The following is a 22,044-nucleotide window of genomic DNA, read 5'->3' on the forward strand; positions in this document are numbered from 1 at the left end:
AATTCCCCATCCCCCTCGACGGCTGCCCTTCGCCACCGTGATCGCCATCCGCCGCTGATGACCAGCGGCCCGAGATCGCCCACGGAGGTTCGATCCATGCGACCCGACGCTGTCCCGCTGCCGCCACGCTACTTGCGCACCAAGGAAGCCGCCGTCTTCCTCAGCCTCTCGCCCCGCACGCTGGAGAAGCACCGCACCTACGGAACCGGCCCCGCCTATCGCAAGCTCGGCGGTCGCGTCGTCTATTCCGTCGAGGACCTGCAGGCCTGGGTCGCCCGCGGCGCCGTCACCTCCACCTCCGATCCCCGCGGCTCGATCCTGCCGGCCAAGCGCCAGGCCCCGCCCAGCGTTATCGAGCCCCACCGCTTCGCACGCTGATCGGAACCCTTCTCCATGGCGGCGCGGCATCGCTCCCAGCTGGAGCGCGGACAGCTCGATCTGTTCCGCGCGCTTCCCGGCGCGTTCGCGCCGCGAGATGCGCAGGATCTCATGGCCTATCCCTTCTTCTCCCTCTCCAAGACCCATCGCATTGCGCCCATCGATTTTGCGGCGGGCGATGTCTCCATCCGGGTCGAGGCCGTGCCTGACCACGGCATGGCGACGATCTGGGACGCCGACATCCTGATCTGGGCGGCGAGCCAGATCGTGGAGGCCCGCGACGCCGGCCTGCGCACGTCGCGCTTCATGGCCGCCACCCCCTATGAAATCCTCAGGTTCGTGGGGCGCGGCACCTCGGTGCGGGACTATCAGCGCCTGAAGGCGGCGCTCGACCGGCTGCAGTCCACCACCGTGTCCACCTCGATCCGCCAGCCGGCCGAGGGACGGCGCCATCGCTTCTCCTGGATCAACGAGTGGAAGGAGCGCACCGATCGGGATGGCAGGCCCGCGGGAATCGAGCTCATCGTCCCCGACTGGTTCTATTGCGCCATCGTGGAGGACGCCCTCGTCCTCACCATCGACCGGGCGTATTTCGAGCTGACGGGTGGTCTCGACCGCTGGCTCTACCGGCTGGTGCGCAAGCACGGCGGCCGCCAGCACGCCGGCTGGCGCTTCGACTTCCGCCATCTCCACCTGAAATCGGGCAGCCTCTCGCCCTTCAAGCGCTTCGCCTTCGAGCTGCGGGACATCATCCGCCGCCAGCCGCTGCCCGGCTACACCCTGTTCCTGGAGTTTGACGCCGGTGTGCGCACGCTGCTCGCCTTCGAGCCGGCCTGTGGACAACCTGTGAATCCCTTCGTGCCATCGGGAACCCGGCGCCACGTGCCATCAGGAACCGGCCGCTCGTGCTTTCAGGAACCGAAACAGGGGTTAACCCTAAGCCCGAAAACGCAAAATCGCGCTCCTAACTTAGACTCTAACGTACTGACTCTAACTTGTTGTTGTTCAGCAACAAGCTGTGGAGACAACGCCTCTCCATTTCAGTCTGCCACCGACAGACTGATCCGTAAAGCCGCTTTTACTTGCGATGACGCACGCCGCCGCGCGCCGGAGCGCGCGGGCGCCGCCGTCTGTCCGCGCTGCGGCCGGTCCCGTCCAACTTCGTCACGCTGAGGTGCGGCGCATGTCTCTCCGAGGAGCACTCGCTAACGTCCGTGGTCGGCATGGTGTCCGCCACATTCCGGGATCTGGAGACCAGGCGGTCAGGCTAACAAGCGCCGTGCGGTTTCGTCCGAAGGCGGCCGCCGGCACGTCAAGTTTCGATCTCGCCCAAATCCCCGTCTCCCCGGGAGACGCCGCTCCGCCGTGGCGGAACCTGGTGACGCCGATGGTGGGGGCGGCCGGATCGCTCACGCCTCCATTATGCGCGCGTGAGCCGGCCGCCCTTCAGGCCGGCGCCGTATCGGAAGGTCGAGCCGTCGACCCAGATCTTGTGCAGGAGCACGCTGAGCGCCCGCGCCACCGCGGTCGCCGCCTTCTTCAGCCCCTTCTTCTTCATCAGCCGAAGCCCCCAGAGGCGCAGCTTGAAGCTCTTGGGGATGCGCGTGAGGATGGCGATCGCCGCCTCGTAGAGCATCGCCCGCGTCGCCTCGTCGCCGCATTTGGAGATCCGGCCCGACCAGTCGGTTTCGCCCGACTGGTAGCGGCGCGGCGTCAGCCCGAAGTGGGCGCCGACGGTCGTGGATTTCTTGAACCGCGTGGGGTCATCGACGGTGGCGCGGAAGGTCAGCGCGACGATGGCGCCGACGCCGGGCACCGTCATCATCCGCCGCACCGCCTTGTCGTTGCGGGCCGCCGCCAGCGCCATGCGATGCAGCCGCGTGAACTCGAACCGCATCGCCGCGCGGGCCGCGAGCAGCGGCGCGATGATCTGTTCGAGCTCGCCAAGGCCGGCGACCAGCTCGCACACGCGCGCCTCGAACTTGCCCGTCGACACTTCGCCGACCTTCAGCCCGAACGGGCGGATCACGCCGCGGATCATGTTTTCCATGTCGATGACCTTGCCGAGCAGCGCCTTGCGGCCGGCGAGCAGCACGCGCAGCGCCTGCGCCTCGCGCGACTTGACGTGGACCGCCCGGAACCAGCCGGTGCGCATCAGCTGCGCGATGCCGCGCGCATCGTTCTTGTCGGTCTTGTTGAGCATGGCGTTCAGCGCCGCCTTGGTGTGGCGGGTCTCGATGCAGAACACCGGCAGGCCCTTGTCGTCGAGGGCGGAGAACAGCCAGGCGCTGAACGAGAAGGCCTCCAGCCCGACGCGTTTCAGGTGGACGCCCCATTCGGCAAGGAACAGCTCGATGGCATCCGGATCGGAGGGCAATTTCCCCTCCCGGACCACCTTGCCCTCGGCATTCACCACGCACACGCTGGTCGATTCCAGCGACACATCCAGTCCCGCATAGACGTCCATGGCTCGCCTCCGTCGCCGATCCGGACGGAGCACCGCGCTCCGCGTTCCTGGATCGCAGGAGGGCATCATCGCCACCGCCAGACCGCTGGCGAAGGGGCACTGGTCAGTACCCCGGCTAACATAGAGTCTAAATTTAAAAGGCGCGCGGGCGATGTGGATAACCGCGCTCAGCCGGCCCAAAAACATGCCCATCCACGCACCTCTAAAGATGAAGGTCTTCCGTCTTTCCGTAAAGACGGATTTCAGGCTCCAGATCTTCTCTCCGGACCCGAAACGATGCCTGCCGACACATCGGGAGGCCCGCGATGATCGTCGCGCTGCTCAATCAGAAGGGCGGCGTCGGCAAGACGACGCTTGCGCTACACCTTGCCGGCGCCTGGGCGCGCCAGGGCAAGCGCGTCACGCTGATAGATGCGGACCCCCAGGGCTCGGCACTGGACTGGTCGCAGCAACGCAGCCGTGAGGGCCTGCCGCGCCTCTTCGGCGTCGTCGGGCTGGCACGAGACACGCTGCACCGGGAGGCCCCCGAGCTGGCGCGGCATGCCGACCATGTGGTCATCGACGGGCCTCCCCGTGTCGCTGCCCTGATGCGTTCCGCACTCCTCGCCGCCGACCTGGTGCTGATCCCCGTGCAGCCGTCGCCCCTCGATGGTTGGGCCTCCGCGGAGATGCTCGCGCTCCTGAATGAGGCGCGCATCTACCGGCCGGAGCTTGCCGCCCGCTTCGTGCTGAACCGCTGCGGCGCCCGCACTGTGCTCGCCCGCGAGACCGCCGAGACACTGGCGGATCACGATCCGCCAGTGCTCGCAACCACCATCGGCCAGCGCGTCGCCTTCGCCATGTCGGCGCAGTCCGGGCGGCTCGTCAGCGAGCTCGACGAAGATGGCCCGGCTGCGCGCGAGATCACGGCGCTGGCGGCGGAGATCGCCGGTCTCGCCGGTCCGAGACGCCTGCCATGAGCGCGCCACCGATCCGCAAGGGCTTCGCCGCGCGCCCGGCCGATCCGGAGCGCTGGATCAAGGCCGCCGAGGCCAAGCCGGCAGGTGATGGCTCATCCGGCGCCTTCACCGCGCGGCTCACCATCGACATCACGCCCGACCTGCGCGGGCGCATCAAGATCGCCGCCTTCGGTCGCGGCCAAACCGTCGCGGACATGCTCCGCGATCTCCTCGCCCGAGAATTTCCGACATCAGGAGAGGCGTCATGATGAGCCAGCCTGCGCAATCCTCCGTTCCCAAACCCATCGCCCCAGCACCCGCCGCACCGACCGCTGACCCGCTCACCCATGTGGAACTGACCTGGATCGAGAAGCGGATCGAGAACTGGATCCGCTTCGGCCGGCCGGTCCATGCGCAAACCCTTGACCGCAGTCGCCGCATCGTCTCGTTCGCGCCAGGCAGCATCTTCGCCTTCGTTCGCTGGGCAGCGAACGACTTCGGCACCGAGGTGTCGCGCCTGGACGTCGTGCGCGCCGTCGCACCGGGCGAGGCCTATCAGACGCTTCCCTTCGTGCGACCGGGTGGCGAGATCCTGCTGCGCGTCGACGGCTGGCCGAAGGTGGAGAAGGTGCTCCAGCACGTGGATGCCGTGGAAGCCCTCGGCATCCATGGAGCTGACGTGGCGCCGGACCATTGGCGCCACGTTCACAACCGCCTGGCGGCCGGTCACACGCCCCGAACCTACACGCTCGAGCGCCATGCGGCGTGGCTCAAGCGGCGGGAGTGCGAGGCATGACCCGCTTCGGCACTGTGATGGTCACGTACTTCTCTGTCATGGGAGTGGCGGCCTCCGCGTTCGTTCCGACACCGCTGAAGCTGGTGTGGAACGTTTCCGCCAGCGCACCCATCGGCCTCTATGCCATTGAGCCCGCGCGCCGGCTCGAGCTCACGGACCTCCTCGCCATCACGCCGCCGGCAGCGCTCGCCCGTTTCCTGGTGGAGCGCGGTTATGTGGGCGCGGGCGTCCCATTGATGAAGCGCGTGGCGGCGCTTCCCGGACAAGAGGTCTGCCGCTGGGATCGCACCATCACCGTCGATGGCGTGGCTTTCGGCGAGGCGCTGGAGCGCGACCGCATGGGCCGTCCTCTGCCGGTCTGGCGCGGATGCCGTCGCATCGCGGAAGGCGAGCTCTTCCTCATGAACTTCGACGTGCCGGACAGTCTCGACGGGCGGTATTTCGGGCCACTGCCCGTCAGCACGGTGATCGGCCGCGCCATGCCGATCTACACCGACGAGGCCGGCGACGGGCATTTCGTCTGGCGGGCGCCCACCCGCTGAGCGCCGCCACACCTCAACCATCATCAGCTTCGCGAGGCCGCCATGAAGCGGACCAGACTGATTTCGCCTGCCGTGCACCAACTGCTGCGAGCGCAGAACGGCCGTCGTGCCGCCGTCCTCCTTCTCCTTTCCGGGGTGCCCTCCGGCTGGTCGACGACGGCCCCCGCGGCTGAAGTGCAGGCGGCCCGGAACGTGTCAGCCGCCGTCGATCGCTACGCCGATTTCATCGCTGAGGCCGCGGAGCGCTTCGACATTCCCTCTGTCTGGATCCGCAGCGTGATGCGCGCGGAAAGCGACGGCGATGCGCGCTTGACGTCGCCGAACGGCGCCATGGGGCTGATGCAGATCATGCCCGAGACGTGGGCCGAACTGCGCATCCATTACGGTCTTGGCGACGATCCATACGACCCGCACGATAACATCATGGCGGGCGCGGCGTATTTGCGAGAGCTGTTCGACCGCTATGGCAATCCCGGCTTCCTCGCCGCCTACAATGCGGGGCCGGGCCGCTACGAGACCTCCCGAAGGGGGCGTGCCCTGCCACCGGAGACGCGCGCCTATGTCGACAAGCTGGTGCCAGAGATCGCGCGCGGCGAGGCCGAGCCGTCTGCACTGAAGTGGGTCGCTCCGCTGGCGGTCGAGACGCCGTCATGGGCACAAGCACCCATCTTTGTGGTGCAGCCGATCGGCACTTCTCCCGCAGATCCGACGGCAGCGGATCGCGCTCGGCCGACACCTGACGTGCGCGACGTCTCGGCAATCGCTCCGCACGCGGAGGGCCTGTTCGTCGCGCGCGCCGGCTCCGGAGGTGCGCGATGATCACGAACAGACGCATTCGCACCCTGTCGGGCTTTCTGCTGTTTGGGCGAACAGCGGGACGGAAGGACTGGGAAACGACCGACCGATGGCGAGATAAAAGGGCGCAGGGTGCGCTTCGGTCGGGCGGTTGTTTCTATTGGGGAATTTCCTGCCAAACGGACATTGCGCCGCTGATCGGCAATGTGCATCGAGTGCTCAAGCCATTGCACTCGTTTGCGTTCTTGCACCTTGTGAGCGTGCACTATGGCCGATGACCGGGAATTCCGCGTCCGCCCGGGCCGCATCCGCTCGACCCGTGCCCAGAGATCCCGCCCTTTCATCGCCCAGGCCCTCGCGGCGGCCCAGAAAGCCGGCGGGCACGTCTCTCGATCCGGACGCATCTCGCCGGGCAGCCGATCGCATTTCGGCCGGGGGCGGACCGCGAGCATCGTCGCCAACCGCCTGCTCACCGGGCGCTCGCGTGTCGTCGTGATCAAGACCCGTGTGGTCCGGCACACGGCACGTGCTGCACCGCTGTCCGTGCACCTCAGCTATCTTCGGCGAGAGGGCGTCACCCGGGACGGAGAGAAGGCTCGCCTGTTCGGGCCGGGCGCCGAGGAGGGGGACGGCCGCGCCTTCGCGGAGCGCTGTACCGACGACCGGCATCATTTCCGCTTCATCGTCTCTCCCGAGGACGCGGCGGACGTGGCGGACCTCCGGTCCTTCGCCCGCGACCTCATGGGCCAGATGGAGAAGGACCTCGGCACCAAGCTAGACTGGGTCGGCGTCGACCACTGGAACACCGACAATCCCCACCTGCATATCCTGGTGCGGGCCCGGACCGACGATGGCCAGGACCTCGTCATCTCCCGGGACTATATCAAGGAGGGCATGCGCGCCCGTGCTCAGGATCTGGTCACCCAGGAACTGGGCCTACGCACTGACCTCGACATCCACCATGCCGTCGAGCGGCAGGTGGAGTCTGAGGGCTGGACCCAGCTCGATCGCCAATTGCTCCGGGATCAGCGCGAGGCAGGCGTCATCGACGTGGCCCGCGATCCCGATGGCGGACCGGATGCATTCCTGCCGATGAAGGTCGGCCGGCTGCGCAAGCTCGAAGCCCTCGGGCTCGCTGACGAGATCGGTCCCGGCCAATGGGAGATCGACGAGAAGGCCGAAGCCACGCTGAGGGCCCTCGGTGAGCGCGGCGACATCATCAAGCGAATGCACCGGGCGCTCTCCGTCACTGTGTCGCTTCCCGCGCCAACATCATGGTTGCGGGCGGCACCTCCACCGGCAAAACCACCCTCACGAATGCCCTCCTCGCCGAGGTGGCCAAGACCTCCGAGCGGGTCATCCTCATCGAGGACACCCGCGAACTTCAGTGTGCCGCGCCCAATCTGGTCGCCATGCGCACGAAGGAGGGCGTCGCCTCACTCTCTGACCTCGTCCGCTCCTCGCTCCGCCTGCGCCCCGATCGCATCCCGATCGGCGAGGTACGAGGTGCCGAAGCCCTCGACCTCCTGAAGGCCTGGGGCACAGGGCACCCCGGGGGCATCGGCACCATCCACGCAGGTAGTGCCATAGGCACCCTGCGACGGCTCGAGCAACTCATCCAGGAGGCCGTGGTCACCGTCCCGCGCGCTTTGATCGCCGAGACGATCGACCTCATCGCCGTGCTCTCGGGCCGTGGTGCCGCGCGCCGGCTCACCGAGCTCGCCCGCGTCGAAGGGCTCGGCCCCGACGGCGACTATCGGCTCGCTCCTGCCGTCCCTCCTACCGAAGAAGGAACCACCCCGTGATGCCGATCCGTGTTTCCATTGATCGCCGCCTAGTGCGAGCTGGCGCTTCTGCTTTTGCTTTCGCCTGCGCGATCTCCGCTGCCCACGCCTCCGGCTCCTCCATGCCGTGGGAGACACCGCTGCAGTCGATCCTGGAGTCCATCCAGGGGCCTGTCGCCAAGATCATCGCGGTGATCATCATCATCTCGACCGGTCTCGCGCTCGCCTTCGGCGACACCTCGGGCGGGTTCCGGCGGCTGATCCAGATCGTGTTCGGCCTCTCCATCGCCTTCGCCGCCTCGAGCTTCTTCTTGTCCTTCTTCTCCTTCAGCGGCGGAGCGCTGGTCTGATGCCGGCCGATATCGGCGAAGTGCCGGGCTTCTCCGTGCCGGTCCACCGGGCGCTCAGCGAGCCGATCCTGCTCGGCGGCGCACCGCGGGCGCTCGCCATCTTCAACGGCACCCTCGCCGGCGCCGTCGGGCTGGGGCTGAGGCTCTGGCTTGTCGGCCTCGCCCTTTGGGCGGTCGGGCACCTCGCCGCCGTCTGGGCCGCCAAGCGCGATCCGCTCTTCGTCGATGTGGTGCGCCGGCATCTGCGCACCCCCTCCAATCTGTCGGTCTGAGCGGGGCGCACCATGATGAACCTCGCCGAGTATCGTCGTCAGGGAAGCCGGCTCGCGGACTATTTGCCGTGGGCGGCCCTCGTTGCCCCAGGCGTCGTCCTCAACAAGGACGGCAGCTTCCAGCGCACGGCGCGCTTCCGTGGGCCGGACCTCGACTCTGCCGTGCCTGCTGAGCTGGTGGCGGTGGCAGGTCACCTCAACAGTGCCTTCCGTCGTCTCGGCTCCGGCTGGGCACTGTTCGTGGAAGCCCAGCGGCACGAGGCGGGCGCCTATCCTGAGAGCCTCTTCCCCGATCCGGCTTCCGCATTGGTGGATGCCGAGCGCAAGGCCGGCTTCGCCGAGGCCGGCAGTCATTTCGAGTCGAGCTATTTCCTCACCTTCACATGGCTCCCGCCGGCGGAGGATGCCGCGTGGGCGGAGAGCTGGCTCTATGAGGGGCGTGGGCGCGAAGGTGTCGATCCCCGTGAAGCATTGAGTGCCTTCGTCGATCGTACAGACCGGGTGCTCCGGCTGGTCGAAGCCTTCATGCCGGAGTGCCACTGGCTCGATGACACGGAGACTCTGACCTATCTGCACGGCTGCGTCTCGACCCGGCGGCAACGGCTCCGCGTCCCCGAGACGCCTATGTATCTCGATGCGCTCCTGGCTGATCAGCCGCTCACCGGCGGACTGGAGCCCATGTTGGGCACGGAGCACTTGCGCGTACTCACCATCGTGGGCTTCCCCACGGTGACCACGCCTGGGATCCTCGACGACCTCAACCGGCTCGCTTTTCCCTATCGCTGGTCCACCCGCGCCCTCCTCCTCGACAAGACCGACGCGACCCGGCTCCTCACCAGGATCCGCCGGCAGTGGTTCGCCAAGCGCAAGTCCATCGCCGCCATCCTGAAGGAGGTGATGACCAACGAGGCCTCGGTGCTGGTGGATTCCGATGCCGCCAACAAGGCGGAGGATGCCGATCTCGCCCTGCAGGAGCTCGGCGCCGACCACGCTGGCATCGCGTACCTAACCGCCACGGTGACGGTCTGGGATGCGGATCCCCGCATAGCGGACGAGAAGCTTCGGCTGGTGGAGAAGGTGATCCAGGGCCGGGACTTCACGGCCATGGTTGAGACGATCAACGCCGTGGACGCCTGGCTCGGCAGCCTGCCGGGGCACGTCTATGCCAATGTCCGCCAGCCGCCGATCTCCACCCTCAACCTCGCGCACATGATCCCGCTCTCGGCCGTGTGGGCCGGCGACGAGCAGGACGGGCATTTTGCGGCGCCGCCTTTGTTCTACGGCAAGACCGAAGGCTCCACCCCGTTCCGCTTCTCGCTCCATGTGGGGGATGTGGGCCACACCCTGGTGGTGGGGCCGACCGGCGCCGGCAAGTCGGTCCTGCTGGCGCTCATGGCCCTGCAGTTCCGGCGCTATGCCGGCTCGCAGGTCTTCGCCTTCGATTTTGGCGGCAGCATCCGGGCAGCAGCCCTCGCCATGGGTGGCGACTGGCACGATCTGGGCGGAAGTCTCGCCGAGGAGAGCATCGCGCTCCAGCCGCTGGCCCGCGTCGATGAGCTTTCCGAGCGCACGTGGGCTGCGGACTGGATCGCGGCGATCCTCACCCGGGAAGGCATCTCGATCACCCCGGAGGTGAAGGAGCACATCTGGTCGGCGCTTTCGTCGCTCGCTTCCGCGCCCGTTGAAGAGCGCACACTGACCGGCCTCGCCGTGCTCCTCCAATCCAACGCGCTGAAGCAGGCGCTGCGACCCTATTGCATCGGCGGTGCCCATGGCCGGCTGCTCGATGCCGAGGCTGAGCATCTGGGGCAGGCGTCCGTCCAGGCCTTCGAGACCGAGGGGCTGATTGGCACCAGCGCCGCGCCGGCGGTGTTGTCCTATCTCTTCCACCGGATTGAGGACCGGCTCGACGGATCACCGACCCTCCTCCTCATCGACGAGGGCTGGCTGGCGCTCGATGATCCGGGCTTCGCCGGCCAGCTCAGGGAATGGCTGAAGACCCTGCGCAAGAAGAACGCCAGCGTGGTGTTCGCCACCCAGTCTCTGTCCGACATCGATGGCTCGGCCATTGCCCCCGCCATCATCGAGAGCTGCCAGACGCGGCTACTGCTCCCGAACGAGCGGGCTGTCGAGCCCCAGATCACGGCCATCTACCGACGCTTCGGCCTCAACAACCGGCAGATCGAGATCCTCGCACGGGCCACCCCGAAGCGGGACTATTACTGCCAGTCCCGGCGCGGCAACCGCCTGTTCGAGCTCGGGCTCTCGCAGGTGGCGCTCGCTTTGTGCGCCGCCGCGTCCAGGACCGAGCGCCGCTACCAGGACGGCAGCCTCGCCGACACCGCCCGCTGGAGCGCCATCCTCACCGTCGTGGTGCAGGCGCCGCGGGACGCCGAGCGTCTGCGGGCCAATCCGCTCGGGATCTACGTCAACGCCATCAACTGGTCGAAGGAGCTCGCCCAATGACGCCGGCCATCCGCACATCCAGGAGGCCGGCATTCCGGGCTCTCTCCTTTACGACTTTCCGTAAATCCGGCTTGCCGCTTCTCCTCATCTGCACGTCAGCCCTCGCCGGCTGTGCCACCTTCGAGAAGCCGCCCGAGATCGAATATGACGATGCCCCGCCCGCCGTCTTCAAGGCCGAGCCGCCGGGACCGGTGCGCATCGTCGAGTTGCCGAAGCCCTTGCCGCTTCCGGGCCAACTGAAGCCTGTGGGCAAGGACGGGAAGATGGAGCCGGAAGCGACCGATCCTGCAATCCGCGTCAACCAGGCCAATGCCGCCGCCCGGGTCCAGCCGGTCCGCAACGGCTTCATCAATTCCATGCAGGTCTATCCCTTCGTGGAGGGCGCCCTCTATCAGGTCTATGCCGCGCCCGGCCAAGTCACCGACATTGCCCTGCAGCCCGGCGAGCAACTGGTGGGCACGGGGCCGGTCGCCGCCGGTGACACCGTGCGCTGGATCATTGGCGACACCGAGAGCGGGGCAGGGGGCGCGAAGCAGGTCCACATCCTGGTGAAGCCCACGCGGCCGGACCTCACCACCAACCTTGTCATCAACACCAATCTGCGCACCTATCACATGGAGCTGCGCTCCACCGAGAAGACCTATATGGCCTCGGTCTCCTGGCAATACCCCCAGGACCAGCTCATCGCCCTCCGACGCCAGAATGCCGAGGCGGCAGTCGTGCAGCCCGTCGCCACCGGCATCGACCTGACCAAAGTGAACTTCCGCTACGAGGTGACCGGTGACCGGGCGCCATGGCGGCCACTGCGCGCCTTCGACGACGGCCAGCAGGTCTTCATCGAGTTTCCCCGCGGCATCGCCCAAGGCGAGATGCCGCCGCTCTTCGTCGTCGGCCCACAGGGCGACACCTCCGAGCTCGTGAACTATCGCGTGCGCGGCAGCTACATGATCGTCGACCGCCTCTTCGCCGCGGCCGAGCTGCGCTTCGGTGCCGACAAGGACCAGAAGCGCGTGCGCATCTCCCGCACGGACGGGAGGCCGGTTCTATGAGCGGCGACGAATCCGGGAAAGAGAAAGGGCCGGACCACGCCGATAACGCCAAGCCATTGACGGGCGAGGCGGTGACGGCCATGCGGCTGCGCCCCGAGCCGCCTCGGGTGACGCGCCTGTCCCGCAAGGTGCTGGCCGGACTGGGACTCGTTGCAGGGCTTGGGATCGGCGGAGCGTTGATCTACGCGCTTCAGGCGCGGAAAGACCACGGACCCGGCCAGGAACTCTATGCCACCGACGTCAAGGCGACGCCGGAGGGGCTCGCCGGCCTGCCCAGGGACTACACCGGCATCCCCAAGCTCGGGCCACCGCTCCCAGGCGACCTCGGCCGGCCGATCCTCAATGCACAGACGGCGGCCCAGCCGCCGATCCCAACGATGGGAGGCATGCCCAATCCTGCTCTGAGCCCCGAGGAGCAGCGCCAGCAGCAGGAGAGCGAGGCGGCACGCACCGGACGGCTGTTCGCCCAGACCAACACGCGGCCGGCGAGCCCTGTCGTGGCGCAACAGGTGAGCGCGGCGTCGGCAGCGACAGCGGCACCAGTCCCGGATCTGACCTCCCTCGGCCTCGTCCCGCCGGCGGCGACCCCGACGGCCCAAGAGCGGCAGACGGCCTTCCTCAACCAGGCGGTGGACCGGCGCACCGTGTCCCCCGACCGCGTCGCGGCTCCGGCCTCGGCCAACATCCTGCAGGCGGGCGCCGTCATTCCAGCGGCGCTGATCACCGGCATCCGCTCCGACCTGCCGGGTCAGATCACCGCCCAGGTGACCGAGAACATCCATGACAGCCCGACGGGCCGGATCCTGCTGATCCCTCAGGGCACCCGCATCATCGGCCAATATGACAACGGCGTCGGCTTCGGGCAGCGCCGGGTGCTGCTGGTCTGGAACCGGCTGATCTTCCCCAATGGGCGCTCCATCGTGCTGGAGCGGCAACCTGGAGCCGACGCCGAAGGCTATGCCGGGCTCGAGGATGGCGTCGACTATCACTGGGGCGAACTGTTCAAGGCCGCCGTGCTGTCCACCATCCTCAGCGTCGGGGCGAGCGCAGGCACCTCCGGCAGCGACAGCGACCTCGCCAGCGCTCTGCGCCAGGGGGCCTCCGATAGCATCAGTCAGACCGGCCGCCAGATCGTCCAGCGCCAGCTCAACATCGCGCCGACGCTGACCGTCCAGCCGGGATACCCGGTGCGGGTCATCGTGACACGGGACCTCGTTATCGAACCTTATGGAGGCTGATATGCCGAAGCTGAAACTCTCCGAGATCCTCGACGACAAGCCTGTGAAGGTGACGCTGGAGCTTCCGGCGAAGCTGCATCGGGATCTTGTCGCCTATGCGCAGGTCCTAGGGGAGGAGAAGGGGAGCCCAATCACCGACCCTGTCAGGCTCATCGTGCCCATGCTGGAGCGCTTCATCGCGACGGATCGGGGATTTGCGAAGGCTCGGCGCGCAGCGCCTCCAGATCCTTCGGATGGGCAATCGCTTGGTTCGCTTGCGAGGAGGGAGCCATCGTCCGGGCAAGGCTGAGGAGCGTTCGAAACGCGGGATTATCGTTTTTCGGCGACCACGCCGCATGGAATGAAACCACCTCGTCGTGCAACGGGCGATAGATCACCCCGGCGACCTTCACCAGGCGTTCCGATTCGATGATCAACGTCGTTCCGCGGCCGGACGCGACGAGATTGAGAAGCTTGTAGCGCCCGACCCGCTGCGCCTCGACGCGGGGCTCACCTTCGACCTCCCGGATTCGCCGGACAACATAATCTTGAATCCGCGCGCCCGCTGGCGTGTCTCGGAGAAGGATTTTCTCAGCTCTGAGATCCCGCCATGTCAATGACTCTGAAGCAGCAAGCTGATGGCCTTCAGGCAATGCCACCAGCACCTGTTCGGACCAAAGGTAAGCCGAGTCGCACTCGCCAAAATCGCTCAACCCAATGACAAAGGCGATATCGATCTGAAATTGGCGAAGGGCATTGATGTGCTCATGTGCTTCACCCTCGACGAAGTCAATGTGAACTGATCCATGTCTTGCATCATATGCTCGAAACAAGGCTGACAAAAATCCGGAAGACAGGGACGAAAACAGTCCAACCTTGAGATATCCACCTTCCGCCCGTCCGATGGCAGCCACTTCTGCAGCCCCGTCCCGAATGTGGTCCAGGGCATGACGGGCACGATGAAGGAAGCGCTGGCCGGCCATCGTCAGGTTGATTCCCCCGGAGTGCCGCAGGAAAAGGGATGCACCGATCTGGTCTTCAACGTCGCGAATCCGACGGCTCACGGAGGATTCCTGCACCCCGAGTACTGCTGCTGTTTTCCGAAAACTTCCAGCATCTGCTGCCGTAATTATGAATTTCAGATCACGGATATCGATTTTGATTTGATTTTTCTTCATTACGCCTCTTCATGTATTTATTTATAATAATTTCAACAATTTCATCTGCCACGGAACCGTGGTGCACGCTTTTCCGCGAACGCAGCCATTCCTTCTTTTTGATCAAGGGTTGCAAAAATAGATTGAAAGGTCCGGCGCTCGAACAGTAGCCCCTCGGAGAGTGAGGTCTCAAAGGCTCGGTTCACGGCTTCCTTGATGGCCATCGTGTTGATGAGAGATTTTGTCGAAATCGCTTCAGCGACGGCCTGCGCTTCAGCGCGCAAATTCGAAGCCGGCACGACCCTCGACACCAGCCCGGAGCGCTCCGCCTCCGCGGCGTCAATCATGCGACCTGTCAGGCAGAGGTCCATCGCCTTAGCCTTGCCGACGGCGCGAACGAGGCGCTGCGTCCCTCCAGCGCCCGGCATGACTCCGATCTTCACTTCCGGGAGGCCGAACTTCGCCGTATCCGAAGCAATCACGACATCGCACATCAGCACGACCTCGCAACCGCCACCCAACGCATAACCCGCGACTGCGGCAACGAGAGGTTTGCGCATGCGGGCGATCGCATCCCAGGACGCGAGAAAATCCTCGAGAAATGTTTCGGGATAGACGCGATCGACCGCTTCCTTGATGTCCGCACCCGCTGCGAAGGCTCGGTCGGATCCGGTGAGTACCACGCAACCGATGTCCGGATCGGCGCTGAAGGCGGCGAGAGCGCCCGCGATGTCCCCCACCATCGCGGTATTGAGCGCATTGAGTGCGTCCGGTCGATCAAGCGTGATCCATCCCACCCGGTCAATGATCTGTGTTCGGATGAGTTCAAATGACATCGCCTCGTCCTCCTGGTCAGGTGCATTCACCGCGTACGTTCCAGAATGCTGACGTAGTTCGCGACGGCGGCGCCGCCCATGTTGAAGATCCCGCCAAGCCGCGCATTACTGATCTTGATGCCAGGCGCCGTTTCCGCGAGTTGCATTGCCGCCATCACGTGCATAGAGACGCCAGTAGCGCCGATGGGATGGCCCTTGGCCTTGAGGCCGCCGGACAGGTTCACCGGAAGCTTGCCGCCGGGTTCCGTCCAACCCTCTAAAATCGCACGGCGGCCTTCGCCGGCGGGCGTGAGGCCCATCGCCTCGTACTCGATCAGTTCGGCAATCGTGAAGCAGTCGTGCGTTTCCACGAAGTCGAGATCCAGGAGAGTCAACTTGGCCGCTTCAAGGGCTCCGTGCCACGCCTTCGCCGCTCCTTCGAACTGGGTCATGTCGCGTCGGCTCATGGGCAGGTAGTCATTCACCTGCGTCATCCCCTTGAGGCCAATGGCTGTTTCCCGGGTTGCGGCGACATCGCTTCTGGCCAGAACAAGGGCTGCTGCACCATCTGAGACCATTGAACAGTCGGTGCGCCGCAGGGGAGACGCCACAATGGGATTCTTGTCGGAAACTGTCGCGCAGAACTCATACCCAAGATCTTTTTGCATGTGGGCCAGCGGATTATGGGCACCATTTCTATGGTTCTTGGCAGCTATGTAAGCAAGCGCGTCGGATTGGTCGCCGTAACGTCGGAAGTAGTCGTTTGCAATCTGTCCAAACAAACCTGCGAAAGAAGCATTTTCTCCACCTTCCTGCTTCACGTAACTGGCGGATACCAAAGCTTTCCGGACGTCTTCAGCGGGGCTCGCAGTCATCTTTTCCACGCCGAGGACCAAAACGATCCGCGCCTGCCCCGACGCAATAAGCGTCGCTCCATGACGTACAGCCGCTGAGCCGGTAGCGCAGGCATTCTCTACGCGCGTGGAGGGTCGGAAACGAAGGGCTTGGTCCGTCTGCAGAGCGAGGGACGCGGGGAAGCCCTGCGGGTCGAGCCCCTGATTGAAGTGGCCGACGACGATCTCGTCGACCTCTGCCGGCTCCACCCCGGCATGTGCCAGAGCCGAGGAAGCGACCCCGCTGATCAGGCTCTCGATCGTCTCGCCATCCAGCTTTCCAAAGCGAGTATGCGACCAACCAATGATATGTCCAAGCATTGTCTATGGTTTCCAATTTCATAAATTCAGATGTTAGGAGTGATTACGAGTTTTTTACTTTCATGATATTACGAAATACAGCGGGCTACGGCCGCCCGGCCTGGTATTCCATCAGTTGCCACGCGGCCTTATCTGAGCCTGGAACTCGCGCAAAACATCCGGAAAGCGCTCGGAGAACGCCACGGCAACCGGAGAGACGGCTTCACGCCACGGCTTGACATCCGTTACCGTGACAATGGTGGCCCCCTTCGCTGCCATGTCCTTTAAGATGGCCGCGTCATCCTTCTCCATACGCTCCCAGCCTTCGGTGATGTTGGTGCGGGCGGCCGCAAGCAGCGCGTCGCGATCGGCGCTGGAGAGACGCTCAAGCGCGTCCTTCCGCGCCACCAACACGTAGGTGATCATCATGAGGCCCGGCGCGTGGGTGGCTTTGGGCGCGGCCATGCCGAGCTGCGAGGTCCAGGCCCCGGGCGAGGTGAAGACCCCGTCTAGGGCGCCGCGCTCGAAGGCGGGCTTCATCTCGGGGATGGGCAGCACCACCGGCTCCGCCGAGAGGCGGCGCATGATGTCCTCGTACGTGCCGGACCCAGCCACGCGGATCTTCAGCCCCTTTAGGTCCGCCGGGGTCGCGACGCGCTTGTCGCGGAAGACGAAGAGCTGGTCCGCGCCCCGCATCAGGCCGATCACCCGCAGGTCCTGCTTCTGCGCGAGCGTGTCGAGGAGGTCCACCACGCCACGGCGCGCCGCCGGCCGCGCCATGGCGGTGTCGTCGAGCGCGAAGGGCAGGTTGACGAAGCCGAAGCGCGGATCGAGACGCTCCAGATTCGCCGCATTGACGAAGGTGAGTTCCGCCTTCCCGGCCTTCAACGCCTCGATGGAGGCGAACCCCGGATAGATGGTGCCGCCCGGATTGGCGGCGATCGTCAGCCGGCCCGAGGTCGTCCTGGCCACATCCTCCGCCATGGCCGTGAAGTAGGGCACGCGCGGATGATTGGTCGGGATGTCGAAGACGAGCCTCAGCTCTTCTGCAGTGGCGTCAGCGGGAAGCGCGACGAGGGGGGTGAGCGTCATCATCGCTGCCCCGAGAAGGCGGCCGACAGTCTTGGTCATGGGCGGGTTCCTCCGGTGTTGTGCGCGTTGGTGTGCGTCGTTCATCCGCGGGGCGGATTTCAGTAGGGCAGCGGCCAGCGGCGCATGCGGTCCTTCGCCTTCACGGCGAGGCGGGCGAGGCCGCTCGGCTCGATGATGAGGAAGACGACGATCAGCGCCCCGAAGATCATGAGCTCCAGATTGGCCAGAACGTCCGGCTTCAGGGCCTCGCCGAACAAGGTCGCGGCGTTGGCGATGGCTACCGGCAGGAGCACGATGAAGGCCGCCCCCAGGAAGGAGCCGAGGATGGAGCCGAGGCCGCCGATGATGACCATGAACAGGATCTGGAACGAGCGATGCAGCGAGAAGGCCTCGATTTCCACGTTGCCGAGATAGAGGAACGCCCACAGCGCGCCGGCCACCCCGCAATAGAAGCCGGAGACCACGAATGCGGTGAGCTTGGCCCGGGTGGTGTCGACCCCCGTCAGTTCCGCGGCCGTCTCGTGGTCGCGCACCGCCATCAGGCCGCGGCCGGCGGAGGAGCGGATGAGGTTCTTCGCCACGAAGGCCAGGGCGACGACCGTCACGAAGGCGACGAGGTAGCGGGACGGCACGGACGAGAAGCCGAAGCCGAATAAAAAGAGCGTCGGGGTGGAGACGACGCCGGAGGGGGTGTTCAGGACCAGCCACGGAATGTGGGTGCAGATCCATTCGATGAAGAACTGGGCGGCGAGCGTCGCCACCGCCACGTAGAAGCCCCGGATGCGCAGGCTCAAGAGGCCGAAGGCGAGCCCCACTGCGCCCGCCACCATCCCCGCCAGCACGAAGGAGACCGGGAACGGCAGCCACGGCATGCGGATGACGAGGTTCCCCGCCGCATAGGCCCCCACCGCCATGAAGGCGCCGGACCCCAGCGAGAGCTGACCCGCATAGCCGGTGAGGATGTTGAGGCCGATGGCGGCGAGCGACAGGATCAGGAACGGCAGCAGGATGGAACCGAGCCAGTAGGGCCCTGCCACCAGCGGCACGACAAGCGCGCCGACCGCGACCACGCCGATCACCACCCGGCGGTCGAGGACCACGGGGAAGATGGCCTGCTCCTGGGCGTAGGAAGTCTTCAGCTCCCCGGCGTCACGGTAGAACATGGGTCAGACCCTTGCGATGCGGGCGGCGCCGAACAGGCCGGCGGGGCGGATGAGCAGGACGGCGATGGCGAGTGCGTACGGGAACCAGTTCTCGATGCCGCCGCCGACGAAGGGCCCGAGATAGATCTCGGCGAGCTTCTCGCTGACCCCGATCACGAGCCCCGCCACGATGGCGCCGGCGATGGAGTTGAAGCCTCCGAGGATCATCACCGGCAGCGCCTTGAGCGCCACCAGGGTGAGGGCGAACTGCACCCCGAGCCGGGCGCCCCACACGAGGCCGGCGACCAGTGCGATGAAGCCCGCCGCCCCCCACACCACCGCCCAGATGAAGCCGAGCGGCACGCCGGCCACCTGCGCCGCCTGGGTGTCGTCGGCCACCGCGCGCAGCGCCCGGCCCACCTTAGTGTAGGAGAAGAAGGCCGAGAGCACCGCCACCAGCACCGCTGCCATGACCGCGGCGGAAAGGTCGAACTGGGACACCAGGATGCCGCCAATCTCGACGGGCTCGTCGGAGATGCCGAGATCCAGCCCGCGCACCCGCGTGCCCCAGATGAGCTGGGCGAAGCCCTCCAGGAAGATGGACAGGCCGATGGTGGCCATGAACAGGATCATGTGATCCTGCCCGACGAGCGGGCGCAGCACCGTGCGCTCGATAGCAACTGCCAGTGCCAGCATGGCGGCAAGGGCAAGGAGGAAGGCGGCCCACATGGGCAGGCCGAATTCCAGGAAGCCCACGAAGGTCAGGGCCGCGAACAGCACCATGGCGCCCTGGCCGAAGTTGAACACGCCGGAGGCCTTGAAGATGAGCACGAAGCCTAATGCCACCAGCGTGTACATGACGCCGGAGAGCAGGCCGCCCACCACCACTTCGAGGAAGAAGGAGAAATCGCTCATGTGCTGTTCCTTCAGGCGGCCTCGCCCACGGCGGCGGAGCCGAGGTAGGCGGCGATGACCTCGCGGTCGGCACGCACCTCGGCCGGCGTGCCGTCGGCGATCTTGCGGCCGTAGTTGAGGACCACGACGCGGTCGGACAGGCCCATCACCACGCCGATGTCGTGCTCGATGATGAGGATGGTGGTGCCGAAGCTCTCGTTGACCCGGCGGATGAAGCCGCACATGTCGCGCTTCTCCTCGTGGGTCATGCCCGCCATGGGCTCGTCCAGCAGCAACAGGCGCGGCTCGGTGGCGAGCGCACGGGCGAGTTCCACGCGCTTCTGGACGCCGTAGGGCAGGCTTGCCACCGGCGCCTTGCGCAGGTGCTCCAGTTCCAGGAAGGCGAGGATGCGCTCCGCCGCCTCCCGCTCGCGGCGCTCCTCCCCTGCGGTGGAGGGCAGGCGCAGGAGCTTGCCGAGAAGCGTGCCCCTGAAACGGGCGGCGCGGCCCACCAACACGTTGTCGATCACGTTCATGCCCTTGAACAGGGAGACGTGCTGGAAGGTGCGGCCGATGCCGGAGCGCGCGGCGAAGGCCGGGCGCATGCGGGTCCGCGCCTCACCGGCGAAGGTGATGGTTCCGGAGCGCGGGTGGTAGACGCCGTTGATGACGTTGAGCAGCGAGGTCTTCCCCGCCCCGTTCGGCCCGATGATGGACAGGATTTCCCCTTCATGGATGGCCAGCGAAACGTCGGTGAGGGCCTTCACACCGCCGAACGCCACCGCCACGTCGCTCACCGCCATGAGCACTCTTCCCTGTACGCGGGAGGCGCGCTCGGTCCGGGCGTCGTCTGCCGCAAGCGCAAGGGGGACGGGGATGGCGTGGCGCACCTCGCCGTCCAGCGTCAGCTCGTGCGCGCCGAAACCGTCCGGCGCCAACTCCAGCGCGACGATGGAGACAGGTTGCCCGTGGTTCTCCGCGACGAGACCGGCATTCACCCGGTCCACAGCCGTGGCTGCACGAGCGCGGGCGGCGGCGCCATCCTCCGTGTCGCCGCCGGAGGGAGCAAGCGCGATGCGCGCCCGCAGACCCGTGGCATCGCGGGTGACGCGGGTGCGGTCGATGCCAGGCTCGCTGCGCAGCAGGGCTTCCACGCGCCGCAGCAGCCTCGCCGTATCCGCCGGCGTGCCGGCGCGGGAAAACGGGCTGCCGTCCTCGGCGAGGCAGAGGTCCGTGTCCAGCGGCAGGCCGAAAGCCATGAGGCGGGTGGCGGCGGCCGGCTCCAGTTCGCCGGAGGTGACGAAGGCGAGCCGGCAGGCGCTGATCCCGAGGGTGTTGCGCAGCGGCGCAGCGAAGGCGAGGCCAGCGCCGGGAGCACCCTTCTCCGCCGCACGGGCGAGCGCCCGCACCAGCGGCCCGCCGCCCGACAGGCGGCGTCCCGCATCGCGATCGACCAGCTCGAACACGCGGGCGGGCGCGGGCAGTACCGTGGGCGCCACCTCCCTGAGATCGATGGGAAAGCTCGCTGGTCCTTCCACGCAATGCACGCAGCAGCCCGACAGGAGCGGCTGCACCAGGCTGCCGGCCGCATCCGCGATGCCGGAGGCGGGCAGGAAGGCCATGAGCCGGTCGGACGGCACAAGCTCCAGCCGCGACGCCGCCGCCTTGCCGGCGGCAAGAAGGCGCCGGTGGGAAAGCGCCACAGGGCGGGGCGGACCGTCCGCGCCGTCCGTGTGCAGGATAAGCGCGGTCTCGTCGCCGTCGACGGTGGCGGCGCGCCAGGCGAACCAGGAGAGGCTATCCTCGCGGGCCTCTTCCGGCGATGGCCCCAGTTCGTCGAGGCGCAGCACCGGCGCACTGGCGCGACTCACGGCGCGCCACGCGCGGGCGGCCTCCTCATTCTCGCACAGGACCAGGGCGGGCTCGGCCTCCGGCGCACCGAAGCGGCGCAGGAATTCCGGCCCGAGCGGGATCACGGCGGCGCCAAGGCCTTGCGCTCCGAGGGCGGCGGCATACAGCTCCGGCCGATTCTCGCCCACGGTCACCAGCAGGCCCGCGCCGGTGAAGCCCGCGCCGTCGAGCAGGCGGGCCATGGCCGCGGTGCGGGCGAGATAATCCGCGAACGTCCATGTGCGCCAGATACCGCCCGTCTTGTGGCGCAAGGCGGGGCGCGTGGCGTGGCGGAGGGCTGCAGCAACGAGGGTACCGGGCAGCGTCTCGCCGGGGGGCGCGTCCGCCTGTCCGGTGGCGAGCGCCGTATGGTCGAGGGCATGGTTCATGGGAGGAAGGGTCCCTTCGGCCATGGAGGTCAGGAGAGCCAGCGCGGGCGCCGACGGGCGGCAAGGGTCGCGCCGCCGGCCTCGGCGGAGGCATCGAGCCCGAGATAGGAGGCGCGGATTTCCGGATCGGCGGCGAGCGCCGCAGCCGGCCCCTCGCGCACCACGCGGCCGCTTTCCACGAGATAGCCATAGGTGGCGTAGCGCAGCGCCACGGCGGCGTTCTGCTCGGCGAGGAGGAAGGTGACCCCGGCTTCGGCATTCAGCTGCTGCATGATGGAGAAGATCTCCTCCACCAGCAGCGGCGCGAGACCCATGGAGGGCTCGTCGAGCAGGATCATGCGCGGCCGGGCCATGAGGGCACGGCCGATGACGCACATCTGCTGCTCGCCGCCGGAGAGGAGGCCGGCCGGCTGATGCC

The 22,044-nt window shown here is 66.8% G+C and carries 22 protein-coding genes and 3 pseudogenes; 15 read left to right on the forward strand and 10 right to left on the reverse strand.

Annotated elements, in window-relative coordinates:
• Positions 1–96 precede the first annotated feature (96 nt).
• Positions 97–378 (forward strand): helix-turn-helix transcriptional regulator, encoded by a 282-nt coding sequence (locus ACE3QW_RS21585; RefSeq protein ID WP_374253905.1) that lies wholly within the window; start codon positions 97–99, stop codon positions 376–378.
• A 15-nt stretch (positions 379–393) separates the two neighbouring features.
• Positions 394–1,551, forward strand: a complete 1,158-nt coding sequence (locus ACE3QW_RS21590) for a replication initiator protein A (protein WP_374253908.1) — start codon at positions 394–396, stop codon at positions 1,549–1,551.
• Between the two features lie 247 nt (positions 1,552–1,798).
• Here ACE3QW_RS21590 and ACE3QW_RS21595 read toward each other — a convergent pair whose 3' ends face one another.
• A complete protein-coding gene (locus ACE3QW_RS21595; RefSeq protein ID WP_374253910.1) occupies positions 1,799–2,845 on the reverse strand; it encodes an IS110 family transposase in 1,047 nt (348 codons plus the stop codon).
• Between the two features lie 305 nt (positions 2,846–3,150).
• Here ACE3QW_RS21595 and parA point away from each other — a divergent pair, with 305 nt between their 5' ends.
• The 13 genes and pseudogenes from parA (at position 3,151) to ACE3QW_RS21660 (ending at position 13,364) form a co-directional block, all read left to right on the forward strand.
• Positions 3,151–3,804: a ParA family partition ATPase gene (parA, locus tag ACE3QW_RS21600; RefSeq protein ID WP_374253912.1), complete on the forward strand. Its 654-nt coding sequence runs from the start codon at positions 3,151–3,153 to the stop codon at positions 3,802–3,804.
• The gene (locus ACE3QW_RS21605) at positions 3,801–4,052 is read left to right on the forward strand and encodes a hypothetical protein (RefSeq protein WP_374253913.1); all 252 of its coding nucleotides are present in this window, start codon (positions 3,801–3,803) and stop codon (positions 4,050–4,052) included. The genes parA and ACE3QW_RS21605 overlap by 4 nt, the downstream gene beginning before the upstream one ends.
• Entirely contained in the window at positions 4,049–4,579 is a 531-nt protein-coding gene (locus ACE3QW_RS21610; RefSeq protein ID WP_374253915.1) for a DUF2840 domain-containing protein, read from the forward strand. Before ACE3QW_RS21605 ends, ACE3QW_RS21610 begins: the two co-directional genes overlap by 4 nt.
• On the forward strand, positions 4,576–5,121 hold the full coding sequence (locus ACE3QW_RS21615; protein ID WP_374253916.1) for a S26 family signal peptidase: 546 nt from the start codon (positions 4,576–4,578) through the stop codon (positions 5,119–5,121). Before ACE3QW_RS21610 ends, ACE3QW_RS21615 begins: the two co-directional genes overlap by 4 nt.
• 42 nt (positions 5,122–5,163) lie before the next feature.
• Positions 5,164–5,940 carry a lytic transglycosylase domain-containing protein gene (locus ACE3QW_RS21620; RefSeq protein WP_374253917.1) on the forward strand — a complete coding sequence of 259 codons (777 nt, stop codon included), beginning with the start codon at positions 5,164–5,166 and terminating at the stop codon, positions 5,938–5,940.
• Between the two features lie 243 nt (positions 5,941–6,183).
• Positions 6,184–7,161, forward strand: a pseudogene (locus ACE3QW_RS21625) (DUF3363 domain-containing protein); the annotation flags it as partial.
• Positions 7,155–7,721: pseudogene (locus ACE3QW_RS21630) on the forward strand (ATPase, T2SS/T4P/T4SS family); the annotation flags it as partial. The pseudogenes ACE3QW_RS21625 and ACE3QW_RS21630, both read left to right, overlap by 7 nt.
• The gene (locus ACE3QW_RS21635) at positions 7,721–8,050 is read left to right on the forward strand and encodes a TrbC/VirB2 family protein (RefSeq protein WP_374253918.1); all 330 of its coding nucleotides are present in this window, start codon (positions 7,721–7,723) and stop codon (positions 8,048–8,050) included. The pseudogene ACE3QW_RS21630 and the gene ACE3QW_RS21635, both read left to right, overlap by 1 nt.
• Positions 8,050–8,322, forward strand: coding sequence for a VirB3 family type IV secretion system protein (locus tag ACE3QW_RS21640; RefSeq protein ID WP_374253920.1), 273 nt, complete (start codon positions 8,050–8,052; stop codon positions 8,320–8,322). The genes ACE3QW_RS21635 and ACE3QW_RS21640 overlap by 1 nt, the downstream gene beginning before the upstream one ends.
• A gap of 12 nt (positions 8,323–8,334) precedes the next feature.
• Positions 8,335–10,788 carry a conjugal transfer protein TrbE gene (trbE, locus tag ACE3QW_RS21645; protein WP_374253922.1) on the forward strand — a complete coding sequence of 818 codons (2,454 nt, stop codon included), beginning with the start codon at positions 8,335–8,337 and terminating at the stop codon, positions 10,786–10,788.
• Positions 10,785–11,837: a P-type conjugative transfer protein TrbG gene (gene trbG, locus ACE3QW_RS21650; RefSeq protein ID WP_374253924.1), complete on the forward strand. Its 1,053-nt coding sequence runs from the start codon at positions 10,785–10,787 to the stop codon at positions 11,835–11,837. Before trbE ends, trbG begins: the two co-directional genes overlap by 4 nt.
• A complete protein-coding gene (locus ACE3QW_RS21655) occupies positions 11,834–13,075 on the forward strand; it encodes a TrbI/VirB10 family protein (RefSeq protein ID WP_374253927.1) in 1,242 nt (413 codons plus the stop codon). Before trbG ends, ACE3QW_RS21655 begins: the two co-directional genes overlap by 4 nt.
• A gap of 1 nt (position 13,076) precedes the next feature.
• The gene (locus ACE3QW_RS21660; RefSeq protein WP_374253929.1) at positions 13,077–13,364 is read left to right on the forward strand and encodes a DUF2274 domain-containing protein; all 288 of its coding nucleotides are present in this window, start codon (positions 13,077–13,079) and stop codon (positions 13,362–13,364) included.
• Here ACE3QW_RS21660 and ACE3QW_RS21665 read toward each other — a convergent pair.
• From ACE3QW_RS21665 to ACE3QW_RS21705, 9 genes and pseudogenes are all read right to left on the reverse strand, one after another.
• Entirely contained in the window at positions 13,249–14,232 is a 984-nt protein-coding gene (locus ACE3QW_RS21665) for a LysR substrate-binding domain-containing protein (RefSeq protein ID WP_374253931.1), read from the reverse strand. The genes ACE3QW_RS21660 and ACE3QW_RS21665 overlap by 116 nt on opposite strands.
• A gap of 41 nt (positions 14,233–14,273) precedes the next feature.
• The gene (locus ACE3QW_RS21670; protein ID WP_374253942.1) at positions 14,274–15,047 is read right to left on the reverse strand and encodes an enoyl-CoA hydratase-related protein; all 774 of its coding nucleotides are present in this window, start codon (positions 15,045–15,047) and stop codon (positions 14,274–14,276) included.
• 26 nt (positions 15,048–15,073) lie between these two features.
• Positions 15,074–16,240 (reverse strand): acetyl-CoA acetyltransferase, encoded by a 1,167-nt coding sequence (locus ACE3QW_RS21675; protein ID WP_374253933.1) that lies wholly within the window; start codon positions 16,238–16,240, stop codon positions 15,074–15,076.
• Positions 16,241–16,351: 111 nt separating this feature from the next.
• Entirely contained in the window at positions 16,352–17,350 is a 999-nt protein-coding gene (locus tag ACE3QW_RS21680; protein WP_374253935.1) for a TRAP transporter substrate-binding protein, read from the reverse strand.
• A 59-nt stretch (positions 17,351–17,409) separates the two neighbouring features.
• The gene (locus ACE3QW_RS21685) at positions 17,410–18,474 is read right to left on the reverse strand and encodes a branched-chain amino acid ABC transporter permease (protein WP_374253937.1); all 1,065 of its coding nucleotides are present in this window, start codon (positions 18,472–18,474) and stop codon (positions 17,410–17,412) included.
• Positions 18,475–18,477: 3 nt separating this feature from the next.
• On the reverse strand, positions 18,478–19,368 hold the full coding sequence (locus ACE3QW_RS21690; RefSeq protein ID WP_374253938.1) for a branched-chain amino acid ABC transporter permease: 891 nt from the start codon (positions 19,366–19,368) through the stop codon (positions 18,478–18,480).
• Positions 19,369–19,379: 11 nt separating this feature from the next.
• Positions 19,380–20,150 carry an ABC transporter ATP-binding protein gene (locus ACE3QW_RS21695; protein ID WP_374253944.1) on the reverse strand — a complete coding sequence of 257 codons (771 nt, stop codon included), beginning with the start codon at positions 20,148–20,150 and terminating at the stop codon, positions 19,380–19,382.
• 525 nt (positions 20,151–20,675) lie between these two features.
• A pseudogene (locus ACE3QW_RS21700) lies at positions 20,676–21,650 on the reverse strand (AMP-binding protein); the annotation flags it as partial.
• 5 nt (positions 21,651–21,655) lie between these two features.
• Positions 21,656–22,044, reverse strand: a 389-nt coding sequence (locus ACE3QW_RS21705; RefSeq protein WP_374253940.1) for an ATP-binding cassette domain-containing protein, incomplete at its 5' end; no start/stop codon positions are given.

Origin of the sequence: Xanthobacter sp., assembly GCF_041911315.1 — a bacterium.
Taxonomy (GTDB): Bacteria; Pseudomonadota; Alphaproteobacteria; order Rhizobiales; family Xanthobacteraceae; genus Xanthobacter; species Xanthobacter aminoxidans.

What these genes read in the sequence shown, in the direction of transcription:
- ACE3QW_RS21585 (WP_374253905.1), top strand. Translation starts at nt 97, where the DNA reads ATGCGACCCGACGCTGTCCCGCTGCCGCCACGCTACTTGCGCACCAAG.
- ACE3QW_RS21590 (WP_374253908.1), top strand. Translation starts at nt 394, where the DNA reads ATGGCGGCGCGGCATCGCTCCCAGCTGGAGCGCGGACAGCTCGATCTG.
- ACE3QW_RS21595 (WP_374253910.1), bottom strand. Translation starts at nt 2,845, where the DNA reads ATGGACGTCTATGCGGGACTGGATGTGTCGCTGGAATCGACCAGCGTG.
- parA (WP_374253912.1), top strand. Translation starts at nt 3,151, where the DNA reads ATGATCGTCGCGCTGCTCAATCAGAAGGGCGGCGTCGGCAAGACGACG.
- ACE3QW_RS21605 (WP_374253913.1), top strand. Translation starts at nt 3,801, where the DNA reads ATGAGCGCGCCACCGATCCGCAAGGGCTTCGCCGCGCGCCCGGCCGAT.
- ACE3QW_RS21610 (WP_374253915.1), top strand. Translation starts at nt 4,049, where the DNA reads ATGATGAGCCAGCCTGCGCAATCCTCCGTTCCCAAACCCATCGCCCCA.
- ACE3QW_RS21615 (WP_374253916.1), top strand. Translation starts at nt 4,576, where the DNA reads ATGACCCGCTTCGGCACTGTGATGGTCACGTACTTCTCTGTCATGGGA.
- ACE3QW_RS21620 (WP_374253917.1), top strand. Translation starts at nt 5,164, where the DNA reads ATGAAGCGGACCAGACTGATTTCGCCTGCCGTGCACCAACTGCTGCGA.
- ACE3QW_RS21635 (WP_374253918.1), top strand. Translation starts at nt 7,721, where the DNA reads ATGCCGATCCGTGTTTCCATTGATCGCCGCCTAGTGCGAGCTGGCGCT.
- ACE3QW_RS21640 (WP_374253920.1), top strand. Translation starts at nt 8,050, where the DNA reads ATGCCGGCCGATATCGGCGAAGTGCCGGGCTTCTCCGTGCCGGTCCAC.
- trbE (WP_374253922.1), top strand. Translation starts at nt 8,335, where the DNA reads ATGATGAACCTCGCCGAGTATCGTCGTCAGGGAAGCCGGCTCGCGGAC.
- trbG (WP_374253924.1), top strand. Translation starts at nt 10,785, where the DNA reads ATGACGCCGGCCATCCGCACATCCAGGAGGCCGGCATTCCGGGCTCTC.
- ACE3QW_RS21655 (WP_374253927.1), top strand. Translation starts at nt 11,834, where the DNA reads ATGAGCGGCGACGAATCCGGGAAAGAGAAAGGGCCGGACCACGCCGAT.
- ACE3QW_RS21660 (WP_374253929.1), top strand. Translation starts at nt 13,077, where the DNA reads ATGCCGAAGCTGAAACTCTCCGAGATCCTCGACGACAAGCCTGTGAAG.
- ACE3QW_RS21665 (WP_374253931.1), bottom strand. Translation starts at nt 14,232, where the DNA reads ATGAAGAAAAATCAAATCAAAATCGATATCCGTGATCTGAAATTCATA.
- ACE3QW_RS21670 (WP_374253942.1), bottom strand. Translation starts at nt 15,047, where the DNA reads ATGTCATTTGAACTCATCCGAACACAGATCATTGACCGGGTGGGATGG.
- ACE3QW_RS21675 (WP_374253933.1), bottom strand. Translation starts at nt 16,240, where the DNA reads ATGCTTGGACATATCATTGGTTGGTCGCATACTCGCTTTGGAAAGCTG.
- ACE3QW_RS21680 (WP_374253935.1), bottom strand. Translation starts at nt 17,350, where the DNA reads ATGACCAAGACTGTCGGCCGCCTTCTCGGGGCAGCGATGATGACGCTC.
- ACE3QW_RS21685 (WP_374253937.1), bottom strand. Translation starts at nt 18,474, where the DNA reads ATGTTCTACCGTGACGCCGGGGAGCTGAAGACTTCCTACGCCCAGGAG.
- ACE3QW_RS21690 (WP_374253938.1), bottom strand. Translation starts at nt 19,368, where the DNA reads ATGAGCGATTTCTCCTTCTTCCTCGAAGTGGTGGTGGGCGGCCTGCTC.
- ACE3QW_RS21695 (WP_374253944.1), bottom strand. Translation starts at nt 20,150, where the DNA reads ATGGCGGTGAGCGACGTGGCGGTGGCGTTCGGCGGTGTGAAGGCCCTC.